A 15,797-nucleotide genomic window follows, 5' to 3' on the forward strand; every position below is an offset into this window, starting at 1 on the left:
AAAATTAGGAAAATAGATGTTAGACGCTAAACCTTCGATGGATAAGCTTCGATGGATTCTGTCGCAATTACGCGATCCTGAAACTGGTTGCCCTTGGGATATTAAGCAAGATTTTGCATCTATCGTGCCGCATACCATAGAAGAGGCTTACGAAGTCGCACAAGCAATTGCTGATCAAGACTATTCCGAACTTGAAAAAGAACTTGGTGATTTACTGTTTCAAGTGGTTTTTTATAGTCAACTTGGACAAGAGGAAAAGCGATTCGACTTTGATTCTGTTGTTGCGGCTATTTGTGAGAAGCTCATTAGACGCCACCCTCATGTTTTTGGCGGTTCCAACCTCACAACGGATGCCGACATAAAAGCAAACTGGGAAAATGAAAAGGCAAAGGAGCGTCAAGCGAAGAACAATGATGCGCCAATCAGCATTCTTGCAGATATCCCGCAGGCACTACCTGCATTGTCTAGAGCAAACAAGATCCAAAAGCGTTGCGCACATGTCGGTTTTGATTGGGACAATATCAATCAGTGCTTTGAAAAAGTTGAAGAAGAAGTTAGCGAAGTAAAAGCTGAATTGGCAGGCAATAGTCAGCATTTAGCAGAGGAACTTGGTGATTTATTATTTGCTGTTGTCAATGTCTGTCGTCACGCAAAATACGATCCTGAAGCGTTATTACGAGACGCCAATGAAAAGTTTGCCAAACGTTTCAACCATGTGGAATCACAAGTGGCTGAGTCTGGGAAAGCGTTTGAAAAACACGGCCTAGATGAACTAGAGCAATTGTGGCAAGTTGCTAAGCGCGAGACGAAAGCACATCGCTAATGTTTTTGTATAAGCTTGCGGGATTGTTTTTTGTTGGGCTAGCTGCTTTAGGGGCTGTTCTACCAGTATTACCCACTACGCCATTTTTGCTGGTTGCTGCCGCTTGTTTTGCCAAGTCCTCTCCTTATCTATACCAGAAGCTACTCGATAATAGAGTATTTGGGCCATTAATTAGAGACTGGCAAGAATACAAGGCCATACCAAAGCGTGGAAAAGTTATCGCGTTGATGTCTATTGTGTTAGCCGTTTCTTGGTCTTGCTATGTGCTAAACAGTTGGTACTGGCAATTGCTAGTTGTGGCGTTGGTAACGCCTTCTGCTATCTTCATTTACCGACTACCTTTGTCAGAAGATAAAATCAAAGAGCATAAAAAAAGCGAGTCTTAGACTCGCTTTTTTTATGCCTTTTAATACGCTATTCGGTAATTTCTTTGTCTAATTCAATATCAATCAGCTGGTCCTCTTTTGCGACAACAATAGCGTCTCGACCATTTTCTTTTGCACGATAAAGCGCCTTGTCTGCAGCGTTAAATACGTCAGTACTGTTACTCACTTTTTCAGTAAAGGCGGATAAGCCAAACGAACAGGTAATTTTTAGTACCTTGTTTTTCTTGCGCATCTCAAACTTCAAGCTGTTAACGACTTCACGGATTTTTTTCGCAATTTGAACCGTTTTTGAAAGTTCGGTGTTTGGCAAAATAATCACAAACTCTTCACCGCCATAACGGGCAACATAATCAGTTGTTCTAACATTCTTACGCAATGTTTGACCGAGCACTTTTAATACTTGGTCACCTATACTGTGACCATAGTTGTCGTTGATACTCTTGAAGTGATCAACGTCAATAACAAGTAATGCCAACGGTTGCTTTGCGGCCTGCCAATCTTTACGTTCTTTGTTGATACGGAGTACGTAACCTTTGCGGTTACCAACAGTAGTAAGTTCGTCAATAAGGCTAACTTCTTCTGCGACGTTTAACTTTTTCTCGAGTTTGTCGACGAAGTTAGATGTGTTTTCAATTTTTAATGACAACTCACGAATCGTGTTTTCATTGTTTAGATTGATTTCGCTTTGTCGCTTGGCGTAATCATTCATGATATCTGACAGCAAGTTAACACTGTCTTTGATGTGCCTTTGCATACCTTCTATGGTATCAATCGCACGGGCTTTGACTTCCATATTCTTCAGTTCCGTTACCATGTGATTAGTAACGTTTTGCCCGTCTTCTTTGCTTGATTCTACAACCCGTTGAATTACCGTCGTACGGTTAAATGCATCCACCAAATTTGCGTGAATATCGTTTAGCATTTCTTCAGCTGCACAACGTTCTTGTTGAATCAACAATGTAAGGTATGTTGTGGTGCGTTCCAGTAAATTTATTGCTTTAAAGAAGCTGCCTTTGCCGTCTTTGACTTGTGAAGCTTCATGCAGTACGCCGGATATGAACTTATCATTGGGGTACGTCTTGGCAAGTTGTTTAGAAACAATTACCACATCCTTAATGAGCTTTTTACTCGCCAAATGAATATCGGCGGCAACTACACCAGTTTCCTCACTTGTGACTTCTCCGTCAGTGACAACGATACTCGAAGACTCACGAATATTAGCGAGATCACTAGCAAAATATTCAAGTGCTTTGCCAGCCACGGCTAATAGGGTATGTGGTGGTTGGTGAAGCGATACCTCAGATAAAATGTCTTCTATTTTTTCAAGTTGATTAGTTGATAAGTTCTTACTAGACGCTTTTTTTAGCTGTGCTTTGAACGTATTGAGATCTTTCTTTTGATTTTGAAAGTCGACATTGTCGAAGTTTTTCTTCATTTTTGCGTACTGTTCAACCAGTGACGCAAAGGTAAACATCGCCTCGTTAGACTTGAGTGCTTCTTTGATATTGGTTACTTGGACACCAAGAGGACCACTGTTAGGAGCACTTTCAAGAAAGTGTTTTAAAGCGCGCTTTAACTCTGTATTCGTGCGTTTGAGAGTATTGATGTCTTGACTACTTAATTCCGAATTCATCAACTAATTACCGAAAGCTATGATATATCGACCAGAAAAATGCCCCATAGTGGGATACTCATTCCATTGAGATTCTTATAAGGATAGCAAGTTTAAACCAGAAACCTAGTAAAAGACTAGTTTGATAATGCTCGTTGGACCAATTTTCCTAAGTGTTCAGGCAACGTAAAAGCGAGTGCTATGTTTTGCGCATGTGATGACATTTTTTTCCATGTTTTTTTAACAATACTGACAACTTTGTCATCTTCGTGTTTGGCGGCAAAGGGAGCAAAGTAGTACATAAGGAAAACTAAACAAGCGACGTCTTCAAGTGTTTGACTGTCTTCATTCGATTTTAGTCTTTCTTTCCGAATGATAGCAGCGGTGCGATTTGCTTCCTCCTCGCTGTAGCCATTTTCCAGCATCAACTGTGACGCTAATTCTGCATGCATGACGCCCAGTGCTTTTCGCCAATCCAGATACCCTTTCTTACTTTCGGGATATTCACCGCGAGCTATTGACCAGCGTTTAATATGTTGGGCTCGTACAGCGATAGCAACATACTCGTTTGCGTTTGGCCAATATTCGGCAAGACACGCTGACATGCGCTGACCGTAAAGCAGCTCTTTTGCTACGTCTTTTTCACCATCGTGTTCAAGGTTTGGATCTTGCGCATTGATCGCGTCGATTTCAGCAAGTACTTTGTCTAAAGAAGAAGGCATTTTTGTTTCCAAGCGGGTCTTTTAGATTACGATAAATAATACCGCGAGCGAAAGATAAAACCAACGTACTAAAATCAGCTAATTTAAACGTATTTCAACTTGTTGTTGGACAGGCATTTGGGTATAATGCCGCCCCGTCCTGCTATACTTGAAACTTTATTATTTTGCTTTCAAGTTTGGCCATTTTCCAAACTTCCTAAACTTCTGGGTTTAACATGACAACAAGATATATTTTTGTGACGGGCGGTGTTGTTTCGTCGCTTGGAAAAGGTATTGCTGCAGCTTCATTAGCAGCTATTCTCGAAGCGCGTGGTTTGAAAGTAACCATGCTGAAACTTGATCCTTATATCAACGTTGACCCAGGGACTATGAGTCCTATTCAGCACGGTGAAGTATTCGTGACTGAGGATGGTGCTGAAACGGATCTTGACTTAGGTCACTATGAACGTTTCATTCGTACCAAAATGACGAAGCGCAATAACTTTACAACAGGCCGTATCTACCAAGATATTTTGGCGCGTGAACGTAAAGGTGAATTCTTAGGCGCAACTATTCAAGTTATTCCACATATTACTAACGACATTAAGCGTCGTGTAATTGAAGGTGCTGAAGGCTACGATGTAGCAATGGTTGAGATCGGTGGTACCGTGGGTGATATTGAGTCACAGCCATTCTTAGAAGCAATTCGTCAATTAGGTGTTGAACTTGGCCGTGATCGCGCAATGTTCATGCACTTAACGTTAGTGCCTTATTTAGCTGCAAGTGGCGAAATTAAAACTAAGCCAACGCAGCACTCGGTAAAAGAGTTACGCTCTATCGGTATCTTCCCTGACATTCTTGTTTGTCGCTCAGAAGATGTTATTCCAGCAAATGAACGCGCAAAAATAGCGTTATTCTGCAATGTTGAAGAGCGTGCGGTAGTGTCAATGCGAGATGTTGATTCTATCTATAAAATTCCTGCGTTGCTCAAATCACAAGGTACCGATGAACTTGTTGCTAAACGCTTTGGGTTAGACATCCCAGAAGCTGACTTAAGTGAGTGGGAACAAGTTCTTTATAAAGAAGCCAACCCGAAAGATGAAATTGTCGTCGGTATGGTAGGCAAATATATTGAATTACCTGATGCTTACAAATCAGTGAATGAAGCGTTGAAACATGCGGGTTTGCAAAACCAAGTCACGGTTAAAATCAAGTATGTAGACTCACAAGCCCTTGAAGTGAAAGGCGTTGAGATGTTGAAAGACTTGGATGCTATCTTGGTTCCAGGTGGTTTTGGTGAGCGTGGTGTTGAAGGTAAAATTATCGCAGCACAATATGCTCGTGAGAATAAAGTACCTTACTTAGGTATCTGCTTAGGTATGCAAGTTGCGCTTATTGAGTATGCACGCAACGTTGCTGGTTTAGAAGGTGCACATTCAACGGAATTCAACCCTGAAACTCCGCACCCTGTGGTCGGTTTAATCAACGAATGGTTAGATGAAGCGGGTCAAGTTGAATACCGAGATAACAACTCAGACCTTGGCGGTACAATGCGTGTTGGCTCGCAATTGTGTCACCTTGTGAAAGGTACCAAGACGTGTGACGTATATGGTAGTGAAACCATTAATGAAAGACACCGTCACCGTTATGAGGTAAATAATAACTACCGAGATCAATTAAGTGACGCTGGCTTAGTGTTCTCAGGTTTGTCTGCGGACAAGAAGTTAGTTGAGGTGATTGAAATACCAGATCACCCATGGTTTGTTGCGGGTCAGTTCCACCCGGAGTTCAATTCAACTCCACGTGATGGTCACCCATTATTTGAAAGTTTTATCGCAGCAGCGTTTACTTTCCACAAGCAACAAGCTTAATAGCATTCTAAAAACCGTAGCCCTGCTACGGTTTTTTAATTTTATATCGTGTGAATTTGGCTCTGAAATAGGGCTTTAGAGGAATAAAAATGTCAAACATTGCAAAAATTATTGCGCGCGAAGTGATGGACTCTCGCGGAAACCCAACAGTAGAAGCAGACGTTTACTTAGAGTCAGGTGCATGGGGCCGCGCGTGTGCGCCTTCTGGTGCATCAACAGGTTCTCGCGAAGCGTTAGAATTGCGTGACGGCGACAAAGCACGTTACCTAGGGAAAGGCGTTTTAAAAGCTGTTGCAGCAGTTAACAACGACATTGCTGGCGCACTTAAAGGTGTTGATGCGTTAGACCAAGCGAAAGTTGACCAAGTGATGATCGATTTAGACGGTACTGAAAACAAAGAAAACTTCGGTGCAAACGCTATCTTAGCCGTTTCTTTAGCGAACGCTAAAGCTGCAGCAATGGACAAGAAAGTTCAATTATTCGAACACATTGCAGACCTTAACGGCACATCAGGTCAGTACTCTTTACCACTACCTATGATGAACATCTTAAACGGTGGTGAGCACGCTGATAACAACGTTGATATCCAAGAATTCATGATCCAGCCAGTTGGTGCGCCAAGCTTCAAAGAAGCATTACGCATGGGTGCTGAAATCTTCCATGCTCTAAAGAAAGTACTTTCGTCAAAAGGTATGAACACTGCAGTTGGTGACGAAGGTGGTTTTGCACCAAACTTAGAATCAAATGCTGATGCATTAGCTGTAATCAAAGAAGCAACAGAAGCGGCTGGTTACGAGTTAGGTAAAGACATCACGTTAGCACTAGACTGTGCTGCTTCTGAGTTCTACAACAAAGAAGAAGGTATTTACGACTTATCAGGTGAAGGTAAGAAGTACACGTCTAACGAATTCTCTGACTTCTTAGCATCGTTATGTGCTGAGTACCCAATTATCTCAATCGAAGATGGTTTAGATGAGTCGGACTGGGGTGGTTTCAAATACCAAACTGACCTAATCGGCGACAAAGTACAAATCGTTGGTGATGACTTATTCGTAACAAACACTAAGATTTTAGCGCGTGGTATTGAGCAAGGTATTGGTAACTCAATCCTTATCAAGTTCAACCAAATCGGTTCTTTAACTGAAACATTAGCAGCAATACGCATGGCGAAAGAAGCAGGTTTCACAGCTGTTATCTCTCACCGTTCAGGTGAAACTGAAGATGCAACAATCGCTGATTTAGCGGTTGGTACAGCGGCAGGTCAAATTAAGACAGGTTCTTTATGTCGTTCAGACCGTGTTTCTAAGTACAACCAACTTCTACGTATTGAAGAGTTCTTAGGTGACAAAGCTATATTCAATGGTCGTTCGGAAGTTAAAGGCCAATAACGACTAAATTATTGCTACTTAACTTGATAGCTTCATCAGCTGTGCTCACCTAGTTTTACTAGGCTCCGCGCAGCTTCTTTGCTCTCAAGCAGATTAGCTTCAATTTATATCGTTATCGAGAAGATAGTATTAATAAAAAAGCCAGCTAATGCTGGCTTTTTTGTTTGTGTGGCTTGGTTAATCAGTTTTATTTAGCTGCTGCTATACATTCCACTTCAACCTTTGCATTCAATGCTAAACCACTGACGGCAAATGCGCTTCGGGCGGGGTAAGGCTTTGAAAAGTGTTGTTTGTAGACTTCATTAAATGCTGGCCACTCTTTAATGTCAGTCAGAATTACCGTGCATTTAACGACATCTTTCATTGTTAGGTCATGGTTGTTTAGGCTTTGTTTAATATTCTTCAATGTCTGGTGACTTTCACCCTCGATACCACCAGTTGCCAATTTACCCGTTTTGGGATCTGTACCGATTTTTCCTGATAGAAATACTAAGTCGCCGACTTTTACTGCCTCAGAAAATGGATAAGGGTTATCTGGGTTGCTGTTTAAGAACTCGACATTGCCTGATTTACCTGCAAACACTGAACACGTAACAAGGGCACATGTTGCAGCAAGTATTGATTTCATTATTTTCATTGTTATCTCCCTCGCAAAATTATCGTTATTGTGTCACTAACAATAATGAAATTGGCAAAATTATCCAGTATGCTTAACTCTTATACACTAAGTGGTTAAATTTTCGCGTAAAAGTTGTTTAAATGACCGAACAATCTTCTCTATGGCAAAGTCAGCAGCAATCTAGTTCCTATGCTGAATTGTGTAATGCTTTGTATGAGCGGGAGTTATTGCTGCTTAGCACGCTATCTACGGATAATCCAAACGCCATTCAATCTCGCCTTAAGAGCTTGCCTTATTACGTGCAAAAAACGGCTCATGCAATGGTTAATGCGCAAACGCCGCTAGAGCTTGATAGCCAGAATGCGACGTGGTCAACCAAACAAAGCAGAAGTATGCCACTGACAGGACAGTCGAGTGACGAAATTTGGCAATGGTATCAATCAAACCCGCTTTCATTAGGTTTAGTCATTCCCATTAAAGAAAGCGATCGTATCGTACTTGATTGTATCGACCGCATAGATGCTGATAAAAAACGTTTTCGCACTAATGTGCATGGCTGGTTTTCTCCTGAAAGTATGGCGAGTAGTGATACACAACTGCTCAAGCCAACGAAGAAAGTTATGATGGCGGGGTGTGCAGGTCATCAATGGCAGGGAAGTAGCCCAAGTAGGCCGGTACTACCAAGTTTGCGCGAGCTTCTGCTGTCTTGTTCCATCAACTGGCGAAATTTAAAAAAGCCTCTTTTGCTCTCAAAACCCCATTAATCGCTCAGCGTTTAGTCGAACAGTGGATTTATGGTTTACTCTGTAACCGCGCTACTTATAATAGCGGTATAACTATTATTCACTTTTTTCATTTAGGCTGTTGGCTTCAAAATGCGATTGATTACCGCGACATTGCTGGTATTTTTGGTGTTTTTACAACATCGCTTGTGGTTTGGCAAAAACAGCATTCCTGATTATTTATCCCTCAAAGAAGAAGTTGCGCGTCAGCAGTCAGACAATGACAAGCTTATTCAGCGTAATAAATTGTTGTATGCCGATACAGACGATTTAAAGTCAGGTGTTGAAGCTATCGAAGAACGAGCGCGTAATGAACTCGGCATGATCAAACAAAACGAAACCTTCTTCCGCATTGTTGGAAATGACAAAAGTGAGCAGCGCGGAAATAACCAGTAATAATGAATCAGAATGATATCAGCCCCAGTGTTACTGCTGTAGTGCCAGCAGCAGGCGCGGGCAAACGAATGCAGAGCCAATGTCCTAAACAATATTTGATGCTTGGCGAGCGCACGATATTAGAGCATACCGTAGATAAATTGCTTGCCAGCAAATACGTTAATCAAGTCATTGTCGCTATCAGCGAGCAAGACGAATATTTTGCTGACACATCATTATTTAATCATCCGAATATTAACACCGTTATCGGCGGAAAAGAGCGTGTTGACTCTGTGTTAGCTGGTTTGAAGTCTGTGAATAGTGACTGGGTGATGGTTCATGATGCTGCCCGTCCTTGTGTAAAAGTCAGCGATATAGATACTTTGGTGGAGGCGTGTATTGCTCGTGACCAGGGGGGCATTTTGGCGGCTCGTGCTAAAGACACAATAAAGCGCAGTGCTACAACAACGATTGAATTAACGGTCGACCGAAGTCTGTTATGGCATGCTTATACACCACAAATGTATAAAACAGGTGCGTTGTGCAGCGCAATTGAAAACGGTCTTGCAGCCGGTATTACGATCACTGATGAATCATCGGCAATAGAAGCTGCAGGCTTACCTAGCCATCTTATCGAAGCAAGTAGCGACAATATAAAAGTGACGCAACCGGAAGATCTTGCGTTGGCGGCCTTTATCTTATCGAATCAACAGGAAAAATAATGAGAATTGGACACGGGTTTGACGTTCATAAATTTGGTGGTGAAGGTCCTATTACACTTGCAGGCGTAAAAATTCCCTACGATCAAGGTTTTTTGGCGCATTCAGATGGCGATGTGGCTATTCACGCGCTTTGTGATGCTATTTTAGGAGCATTAGCGTTGGGGGATATCGGTAACCACTTTCCTGATACAGATGCTGATTATGAAAACATAGATAGCCGTATTTTGCTTCGTCACGTTGTTGGTTTGATGACTGAGAAGGGATATTTGCTAGGTAATGCAGATATTACGATTGCCGCTCAGGCACCCAAAATGGCGCCGCACTTGTTAAACATGCGCACTATTTTAGCGGCCGATCTGAATGTTGAAATCGACCAAGTTAATGTCAAAGCAACAACCACAGAAAAGCTCGGCTATGTTGGTCGCAAAGAAGGTGTTGCTGTTCACAGTGTTGTTCTATTGGTTAAAGCAGACTAATGAATTTTATTCCTTACGAAAACTTACAATACTTGCATGGTAAGCCTGAGGGAACGGCTGACTTAAGAACGGAAAATACAGATTTTAAAGTCTTTGAATTGTTACCCTTTGCTCCTTCTGGAGAGGGGGAACACTTGATGCTTGAAGTTGAAAAGTCTGGTTGCAATACTGGTTTTGTCGCCAAACAGCTCGCAAAATTCTTTGGTGTTAAAGACCTGCAGGTGACCTATGCTGGCCTCAAAGATAGGCACGCTGTTACTCGCCAATGGTTTGGTGTACATATCCCTGGCAAAGACAATATTGATTTGTCCGCATTTCAACTGGATGGCGTCACTATACTTCAGCACGCTAGACACAATAAAAAGCTTAAAATAGGCGCATTGATTGGTAACCGGTTTGAATTAACTCTTAGAAACGTCAGCAATGTTACGGAATTTCAACAACGCTTTACGGAAGTTTGCCAAACGGGCGTACCGAATTATTTTGGTGAGCAACGTTTTGGGCACGGCGGGAACAATTTATCAAAAGCTTTGTCCTTATTCGAAGGTCAAAAAATAAGAGATAAGAAAAAGCGCAGTATGTATTTGTCAGCGGCTCGCTCGTATCTTTTTAATCAAACGGTAAGCGCAAGGGTGTTAAATAACGCATTTTTAGCGCCAAGTGTAGATGACGTTTTTATGCTAGCGGGCAGTCAATCAATTTTTAACGTAGAAAACGATGATGAAATGAATGACATACAGCAACGTTTTATCGCGCATGATATTGATGTGACCGCGCCAATGTGGGGCCGAGGAGAGCTGCGTTCTAGCGGTGAAATACAACAACTAGAAAGTCGCATTGCAAAAGAAAATGAACAGCTAGCGGTAGGGCTTGAGCAACAGGGGCTTAAACAAGAGCGTCGACGAATTCGACTCAACGTTACCCAGCCAAGTTTGACTAAATTAGTTGATAAAACAATCAAGGTAGCGTTTATGTTACCTGCGGGTTGTTACGCAACAACTGTGTTAAGAGAAGTGGTTAATTATCAAGATGCCAGTGAAGGGCAGCAATAATAAGTGGGAAGTTCGATGAAAATTTTATTGAGTAATGACGATGGTGTGCATGCACCAGGCATTAAAGTGTTGTACGAAGAGCTCGCTAAATTTGCTGAGGTGACACTAGTTGCGCCTGATAGAAACTGCAGTGGCGCGAGTAACTCTCTTACTTTGCTTAACCCATTAAGAGCCCAAAAACTAGATAACGGTTTTATTTCTGTTAACGGCACCCCTACAGACTCTGTTCATCTTGCATTGAGTCAATTGATGGATCCTCTTCCTGATCTTGTCGTTGCTGGTATAAACAATGGTGCCAACTTGGGCGATGATACCTTGTATTCTGGTACGGTAGCAGCAGCAGCAGAAGGCAGGCATATGGGGTTGCCTGCAGTAGCCGTTTCTTTGGTCGGTAAATCGGAAGGCAACTATGAGACTGCCGCTGTCATTGCAGCCAATATCATTAAACGATTAAAGGCGCACCCTTTACCAGCAGACCAAATTCTCAATATCAATGTGCCGGATGTACCTTTAGCGGATATTGAAGGTATTCAAGTGACACGGTTAGGCCATCGTCACAAAGCGGAAACGATGAAGAGTATGGAAGACCCTTGGGGTCGTTCGATTTACTGGTATGGTTCGTTGGGTAAAGAGCTTGACGCAGGGCCTGGGACAGATTTTAATGCCGTAGCAAATAATTATGCATCGGTCACGCCGTTGACTGTGGATATGACTGCATATAAAAGTATGGAGCAGATGACAGCCTGGATGAGTGAAGTAGAAGTATGAATGTCAAAGTAGGAAGCAGTATTGGCGGAAAATCTGGGCGAAGTGGTGAGTTACTTGCTCAAAAGCTGTATCAAGAGGGAATCACTAATCAGGATGTTTTACGCGCTATTGCAATGTCACCAAGGCATATTTTTGTGCCTGAAATTCTTGCCCACAAAGCCTATGAAAATACAGCACTTCCCATAGGGCAAGGACAAACAATTTCGCAACCTTATATTGTCGCAAGAATGTCAGAACTCATCCTTGCAGATGGTGTGCCAGAGAGTGTTCTAGAAATAGGCACAGGCTCTGGTTATCAAACATCAATTCTTGGGCAACTCGTCAGCAAAGTCTATTCTGTTGAACGTATCAAATCTTTGCAATGGCAAGCAAAACGCCGTCTACGGGCTATGGACTTGCATAATGTATCAATGAAACATGGTGACGGTTGGCAAGGCTGGGAAAGCAAAGGTCCATATCAAGCCATTGTCGTGACAGCCGCACCCTCTTCAGTTCCTCAGGCGCTTTTATCGCAGCTTGCTGATGGCGGTCGCATGATTATTCCTGTGGGCGACCAAGCGCAAGTGCTTAAGCTGATTACACGTGAAGGGGATGCATTTAAAGAACAGCAAATAGAAGCAGTGCGCTTCGTACCACTGGTACCTGGAGAGTTACTGTGAAGATTTTTTCAGCCTTATATGATTGGACTCTCAAGTGGGCAGAGCATAAATTAGCGCCACGTATTCTTGCTGTCATCACATTTGCCGAGTCTGTATTCTTTCCTATTCCGCCAGACGTTTTACTTGCCCCTATGGTACTAGCTAAACCACAAAAAGCATGGTTTTATGCCACGTTGACAACCATGGCATCGGTAATTGGCGGAGTCGTTGGCTATGTGTTGGGGTATTTCATGTTTGATGCGTGGATTCAGCCCATCATTACGGAGATTGGCTATCAGGCGAAAATGGACCAAGCGATTGCATGGTTTGAAGAATGGGGCGTTTGGGTAGTATTCCTTGCTGGTTTCTCACCAATTCCTTACAAAGTCTTCACCTTAAGTGCGGGCTTCTTAAACATGATGTTCTTACCATTTTTACTCGCATCTTTTGTCGGTCGTGGTATGCGTTTCTTCCTTGTTGCAGGTCTAGTAAAGTGGGGCGGTGCGCGTATGGAACAAAAATTACGACAATGGGTCGATATTATTGGCTGGGGTTTGGTAGCATTAATCGTCGTTGCTTACGTTATTTATAAAGCATAATTATTCACGACTAGTTCAAAACAGAAGGTGTAGCTTTTACAGGATGTTTAAACGTCATTACGTTACATTAATCATGTTAAGTTTTATGGTGTTTGGCTGTAGTTCACGCCATACGCCTGCACCTGTTGTGGAGTCAAAAACAACAGTAAGCGTTGGCAGTAAAACAAAGTCGAGCATCAAATCGAGTACTTACCAGGTCAAAAAAGGTGAAACGCTTTACTCCATTGCTTTTCGTGCCAGTAGCGACGTACGCACTATTGCATCACTGAACAATTTGGCTCCTCCTTATCGTATATTCCCTGGTCAAAAACTAAAAATTAGCGGATCTCCGAGCAAGCCTAGAGCGAATAAGCCTTCAGCTAAAAATTCGACTAAAAGCTCTGGTACAACCACCAAAAACAGTAATAAAAAACCTATTGCAACGAATAAAAAGCAGGAGTATGGTAAAACTGCAAGTGGGCAAAAAACAAGCAAAAAACCTACTGCAACGGCTAGTAACTTTTCGCAAAAAATAAGGCGGTGGTTATGGCCAAATCAAGGGAAAGTAATTGCAACTTTCTCGACTGCTCCCCAAGGAAACAAGGGGATCGACATCGCCGGAAACCGAGGTGATCGGATAAAGGCGGCAGCTGATGGGCGTGTAGTATACGCAGGTAGCGCGTTGCGTGGATATGGCAACCTAGTCATCATCAAACACAACGATGATTACCTAAGTGCATATGCCCACAATGACCAGATTTTGGTTAAAGAGCAGCAAGCCGTTAAAGCGGGTGATGTTATAGCTAAGATGGGGGATTCAGACGCGCAAAGAGTCATGCTTCATTTTGAAGTTCGCTTTCGTGGAAAATCTGTAAATCCTTTGAAGTACTTACCAAAACGTTAGTTTAAAAAACAAGAATAACAATGGAGTTATTGTGAATATTTAGTCGTTAATGAATTTAGCTTTAGCTAGTTGGGAGAAGTGTTATGGGCTTAGAAAAAGAAATCGACGAAGTAGCCGTTGAAGCAAGCACATCGGATACGGAAACTTCAGTAAAATCTCAGGAAGAGACAACAACAAGCTTAGATGCAACACAACTGTATTTAAGTGAAATTGGATTTTCTCCATTACTTTCAGCAGAAGAAGAAGTCTATTTTTCGCGAAAAGCGTTAAAAGGCTGTGAAAAATCGCGTAAGCGAATGATTGAAAGTAACCTTCGACTAGTAGTGAAAATTGCACGACGATATAACAATCGAGGACTCCCGCTTCTAGACCTTATTGAAGAAGGCAATCTTGGCCTTATCCGCGCAGTGGAAAAGTTTGACCCTGAGCGTGGATTCAGATTCTCAACATACGCAACTTGGTGGATTCGTCAAACGATTGAACGTGCCATCATGAACCAAACGCGCACTATTCGTTTACCTATTCACGTAGTAAAAGAGTTGAACATTTATTTACGTGCATCTCGTGAGCTCGTGCAAAAGCTAGATCATGAGCCAACAGCGGAAGAAATCGCGAAAGCATTAGATAAACCCGTTGCAGATGTCAGTAAGATGCTTCGTTTAAACGAACGAATTACATCTGTCGACACACCTTTTGGCGGAGACTCTGATAAAGCGTTATTAGATGTTATCCCTGATGAGAAAGGTTCAGGCCCAGAGAGCGACTTACAAACAAAAGATTTGAATAATAATATTGTTGAATGGCTTAACGAACTAAACAGCAAGCAGCGCGAAGTACTTGCGCGTCGTTTCGGTTTAATGGGGTATGAAGCGGCAACACTAGAGGATGTTGGCACTGAGATAGGGTTAACGCGAGAACGCGTTCGCCAGATTCAAGTAGAGGCATTAAAGCGTCTTCGCGACATTCTTAGCCAACAGAACTTGTCAATCGAATCAATTTTCCAAGAGCAGTAACAAACATTACCAACAAAAAAAGCCAGCGGTTTGCTGGCTTTTTTATTGGGTGGCGCGACACTTTTAGGTTGACGATAACGATTGAATTGAAATAGGTAGTCCGTCTGGCGATTGAGTAAAAAATATTTTTTCTCCGTGCTGCTCGAACGGGCCTTGCAGCTCTACACCATGCTCTCTTGCGTGTTGTGCGTAATAGTTAATATCATCAACAATTATTTGAAGCATAGTGCCGGCTGGCATTTCATCGTTTTGTTGCCAAATCTCAACCCAACTTTCCCCAGCATCGAAAATAGCACCGTTACCACAGTCGACATCCTTCTGTTTGACACCAATATCATTAAGTAATTGAATGAATTTTTCAGATTGTTCTGTGACATGGCAAAAGCGAATAGACTTAACAGTCATGCTATTTCCTTAGCTGATGATGTTGGTATGAAATGATAACTATAGCTCAGCGTCACCGAGCCATAGATATCCAAATAGACCAAACAACAATATCCAAATCACTAGTGGTATCAGGCTGTTTTTGAATGTTATAGCTTGTGAGGTATTTACATCATCAGACTTGCCAGTCAACATTGTCTTAATGACATTGTCACCGCGCCAACTGTGAATGATAGCTGCGATGACATGGATGCCAATCAACGCAAGTAAAATATCAAAGTTACTGTGATGCAAACTATCCATTTTCTCGGCGAAGTCTTCACTAACACTATATATAAATGGCCCTTCTGCAAAGACGTCGTCAGTTGCAAATAGCCCTGTAAATAGTTGTATACCCAGAGAAATGATCAGCGCTATTACCATATATCCGGTAATAGGATTGTGACCAGGGTGTGGTTTATGTGGTTGCTTTAACCACTTAAATGCGGTTACAGGAGACTTAATGAACTTGTGAAATTGGTTTGTTTCACTGCCAATCACTCCCCATATCATGCGCGTTATCCATAAAGCTAACATCAGGTAAGCACAAATAAAATGGGTTTCAAAATCACCTTCAGTACCGGTGTACCATAATAAAGCCAGCAATATTAGCTGGCTTGTATGGTAGATTTGGGTAAAGTAGTCCCAAATTCGCATTCTATATCT

Annotated in this window: 19 protein-coding genes; 14 read left to right on the forward strand and 5 right to left on the reverse strand. The window is 42.2% G+C overall.

What is annotated here, in order from left to right:
* Positions 1-16 precede the first annotated feature (16 nt).
* On the forward strand, positions 17-823 hold the full coding sequence (mazG, locus tag ACFSJY_RS17420; RefSeq protein ID WP_386037301.1) for a nucleoside triphosphate pyrophosphohydrolase: 807 nt from the start codon (positions 17-19) through the stop codon (positions 821-823).
* Entirely contained in the window at positions 823-1,209 is a 387-nt protein-coding gene (locus tag ACFSJY_RS17425) for a YbaN family protein (protein ID WP_386037303.1), read from the forward strand. The genes mazG and ACFSJY_RS17425 overlap by 1 nt, the downstream gene beginning before the upstream one ends.
* 28 nt (positions 1,210-1,237) lie before the next feature.
* Here the strand turns inward: ACFSJY_RS17425 and ACFSJY_RS17430 are convergent, their stop codons facing one another.
* Both ACFSJY_RS17430 and ACFSJY_RS17435 read right to left on the reverse strand, forming a co-directional pair.
* On the reverse strand, positions 1,238-2,842 hold the full coding sequence (locus ACFSJY_RS17430; protein ID WP_386037306.1) for a GGDEF domain-containing protein: 1,605 nt from the start codon (positions 2,840-2,842) through the stop codon (positions 1,238-1,240).
* Between the two features lie 116 nt (positions 2,843-2,958).
* Positions 2,959-3,543 carry a DUF4202 domain-containing protein gene (locus tag ACFSJY_RS17435; protein ID WP_386037309.1) on the reverse strand — a complete coding sequence of 195 codons (585 nt, stop codon included), beginning with the start codon at positions 3,541-3,543 and terminating at the stop codon, positions 2,959-2,961.
* A 215-nt stretch (positions 3,544-3,758) separates the two neighbouring features.
* On the opposite strand from ACFSJY_RS17435, the gene ACFSJY_RS17440 reads away from it, so the two are divergent.
* Both ACFSJY_RS17440 and eno read left to right on the forward strand, forming a co-directional pair.
* Positions 3,759-5,393 carry a CTP synthase gene (locus tag ACFSJY_RS17440; RefSeq protein WP_386037312.1) on the forward strand — a complete coding sequence of 545 codons (1,635 nt, stop codon included), beginning with the start codon at positions 3,759-3,761 and terminating at the stop codon, positions 5,391-5,393.
* A gap of 89 nt (positions 5,394-5,482) precedes the next feature.
* A complete protein-coding gene (gene eno, locus ACFSJY_RS17445) occupies positions 5,483-6,781 on the forward strand; it encodes a phosphopyruvate hydratase (protein ID WP_386037315.1) in 1,299 nt (432 codons plus the stop codon).
* Between the two features lie 187 nt (positions 6,782-6,968).
* Here eno and ACFSJY_RS17450 read toward each other — a convergent pair whose 3' ends face one another.
* On the reverse strand, positions 6,969-7,418 hold the full coding sequence (locus ACFSJY_RS17450; RefSeq protein WP_386037318.1) for a RidA family protein: 450 nt from the start codon (positions 7,416-7,418) through the stop codon (positions 6,969-6,971).
* Between the two features lie 122 nt (positions 7,419-7,540).
* On the opposite strand from ACFSJY_RS17450, the gene ACFSJY_RS17455 reads away from it, so the two are divergent.
* The 10 genes from ACFSJY_RS17455 to rpoS all read left to right on the forward strand — a co-directional run bounded on the left by ACFSJY_RS17455 (position 7,541) and on the right by rpoS (position 14,708).
* On the forward strand, positions 7,541-8,164 hold the full coding sequence (locus ACFSJY_RS17455) for a hypothetical protein (RefSeq protein ID WP_386037321.1): 624 nt from the start codon (positions 7,541-7,543) through the stop codon (positions 8,162-8,164).
* Between the two features lie 111 nt (positions 8,165-8,275).
* A complete protein-coding gene (ftsB, locus tag ACFSJY_RS17460; protein WP_386037324.1) occupies positions 8,276-8,578 on the forward strand; it encodes a cell division protein FtsB in 303 nt (100 codons plus the stop codon).
* A 2-nt stretch (positions 8,579-8,580) separates the two neighbouring features.
* A complete protein-coding gene (gene ispD, locus ACFSJY_RS17465) occupies positions 8,581-9,279 on the forward strand; it encodes a 2-C-methyl-D-erythritol 4-phosphate cytidylyltransferase (protein ID WP_386037327.1) in 699 nt (232 codons plus the stop codon).
* Positions 9,279-9,755, forward strand: coding sequence for a 2-C-methyl-D-erythritol 2,4-cyclodiphosphate synthase (gene ispF, locus ACFSJY_RS17470; RefSeq protein WP_386037330.1), 477 nt, complete (start codon positions 9,279-9,281; stop codon positions 9,753-9,755). The genes ispD and ispF overlap by 1 nt, the downstream gene beginning before the upstream one ends.
* The gene (truD, locus tag ACFSJY_RS17475) at positions 9,755-10,807 is read left to right on the forward strand and encodes a tRNA pseudouridine(13) synthase TruD (RefSeq protein WP_386037333.1); all 1,053 of its coding nucleotides are present in this window, start codon (positions 9,755-9,757) and stop codon (positions 10,805-10,807) included. Before ispF ends, truD begins: the two co-directional genes overlap by 1 nt.
* 15 nt (positions 10,808-10,822) lie before the next feature.
* Complete coding sequence (surE, locus tag ACFSJY_RS17480; RefSeq protein ID WP_386037336.1) at positions 10,823-11,575, forward strand: 5'/3'-nucleotidase SurE; 753 nt, start codon at positions 10,823-10,825, stop codon at positions 11,573-11,575.
* Complete coding sequence (locus ACFSJY_RS17485) at positions 11,572-12,234, forward strand: protein-L-isoaspartate(D-aspartate) O-methyltransferase (protein WP_386037339.1); 663 nt, start codon at positions 11,572-11,574, stop codon at positions 12,232-12,234. The genes surE and ACFSJY_RS17485 overlap by 4 nt, the downstream gene beginning before the upstream one ends.
* Positions 12,231-12,812: a YqaA family protein gene (locus ACFSJY_RS17490; RefSeq protein ID WP_386037342.1), complete on the forward strand. Its 582-nt coding sequence runs from the start codon at positions 12,231-12,233 to the stop codon at positions 12,810-12,812. The genes ACFSJY_RS17485 and ACFSJY_RS17490 overlap by 4 nt, the downstream gene beginning before the upstream one ends.
* Positions 12,813-12,855: 43 nt before the next feature.
* Positions 12,856-13,695 (forward strand): peptidoglycan DD-metalloendopeptidase family protein, encoded by an 840-nt coding sequence (locus ACFSJY_RS17495; protein ID WP_386037345.1) that lies wholly within the window; start codon positions 12,856-12,858, stop codon positions 13,693-13,695.
* A gap of 83 nt (positions 13,696-13,778) precedes the next feature.
* Positions 13,779-14,708, forward strand: a complete 930-nt coding sequence (gene rpoS / locus ACFSJY_RS17500) for an RNA polymerase sigma factor RpoS (protein WP_386037348.1) — start codon at positions 13,779-13,781, stop codon at positions 14,706-14,708.
* A 63-nt stretch (positions 14,709-14,771) separates the two neighbouring features.
* Here rpoS and ACFSJY_RS17505 read toward each other — a convergent pair whose 3' ends face one another.
* The gene (locus tag ACFSJY_RS17505; RefSeq protein ID WP_386037351.1) at positions 14,772-15,113 is read right to left on the reverse strand and encodes a VOC family protein; all 342 of its coding nucleotides are present in this window, start codon (positions 15,111-15,113) and stop codon (positions 14,772-14,774) included.
* Between the two features lie 39 nt (positions 15,114-15,152).
* A complete protein-coding gene (locus ACFSJY_RS17510) occupies positions 15,153-15,788 on the reverse strand; it encodes a cytochrome b/b6 domain-containing protein (RefSeq protein WP_386037353.1) in 636 nt (211 codons plus the stop codon).
* Positions 15,789-15,797 lie beyond the last annotated feature (9 nt).

The sequence above is a fragment of the Thalassotalea euphylliae genome, assembly GCF_042682785.1.
Lineage (GTDB): Bacteria > Pseudomonadota > Gammaproteobacteria > Enterobacterales > Alteromonadaceae > Thalassotalea_F > Thalassotalea_F euphylliae.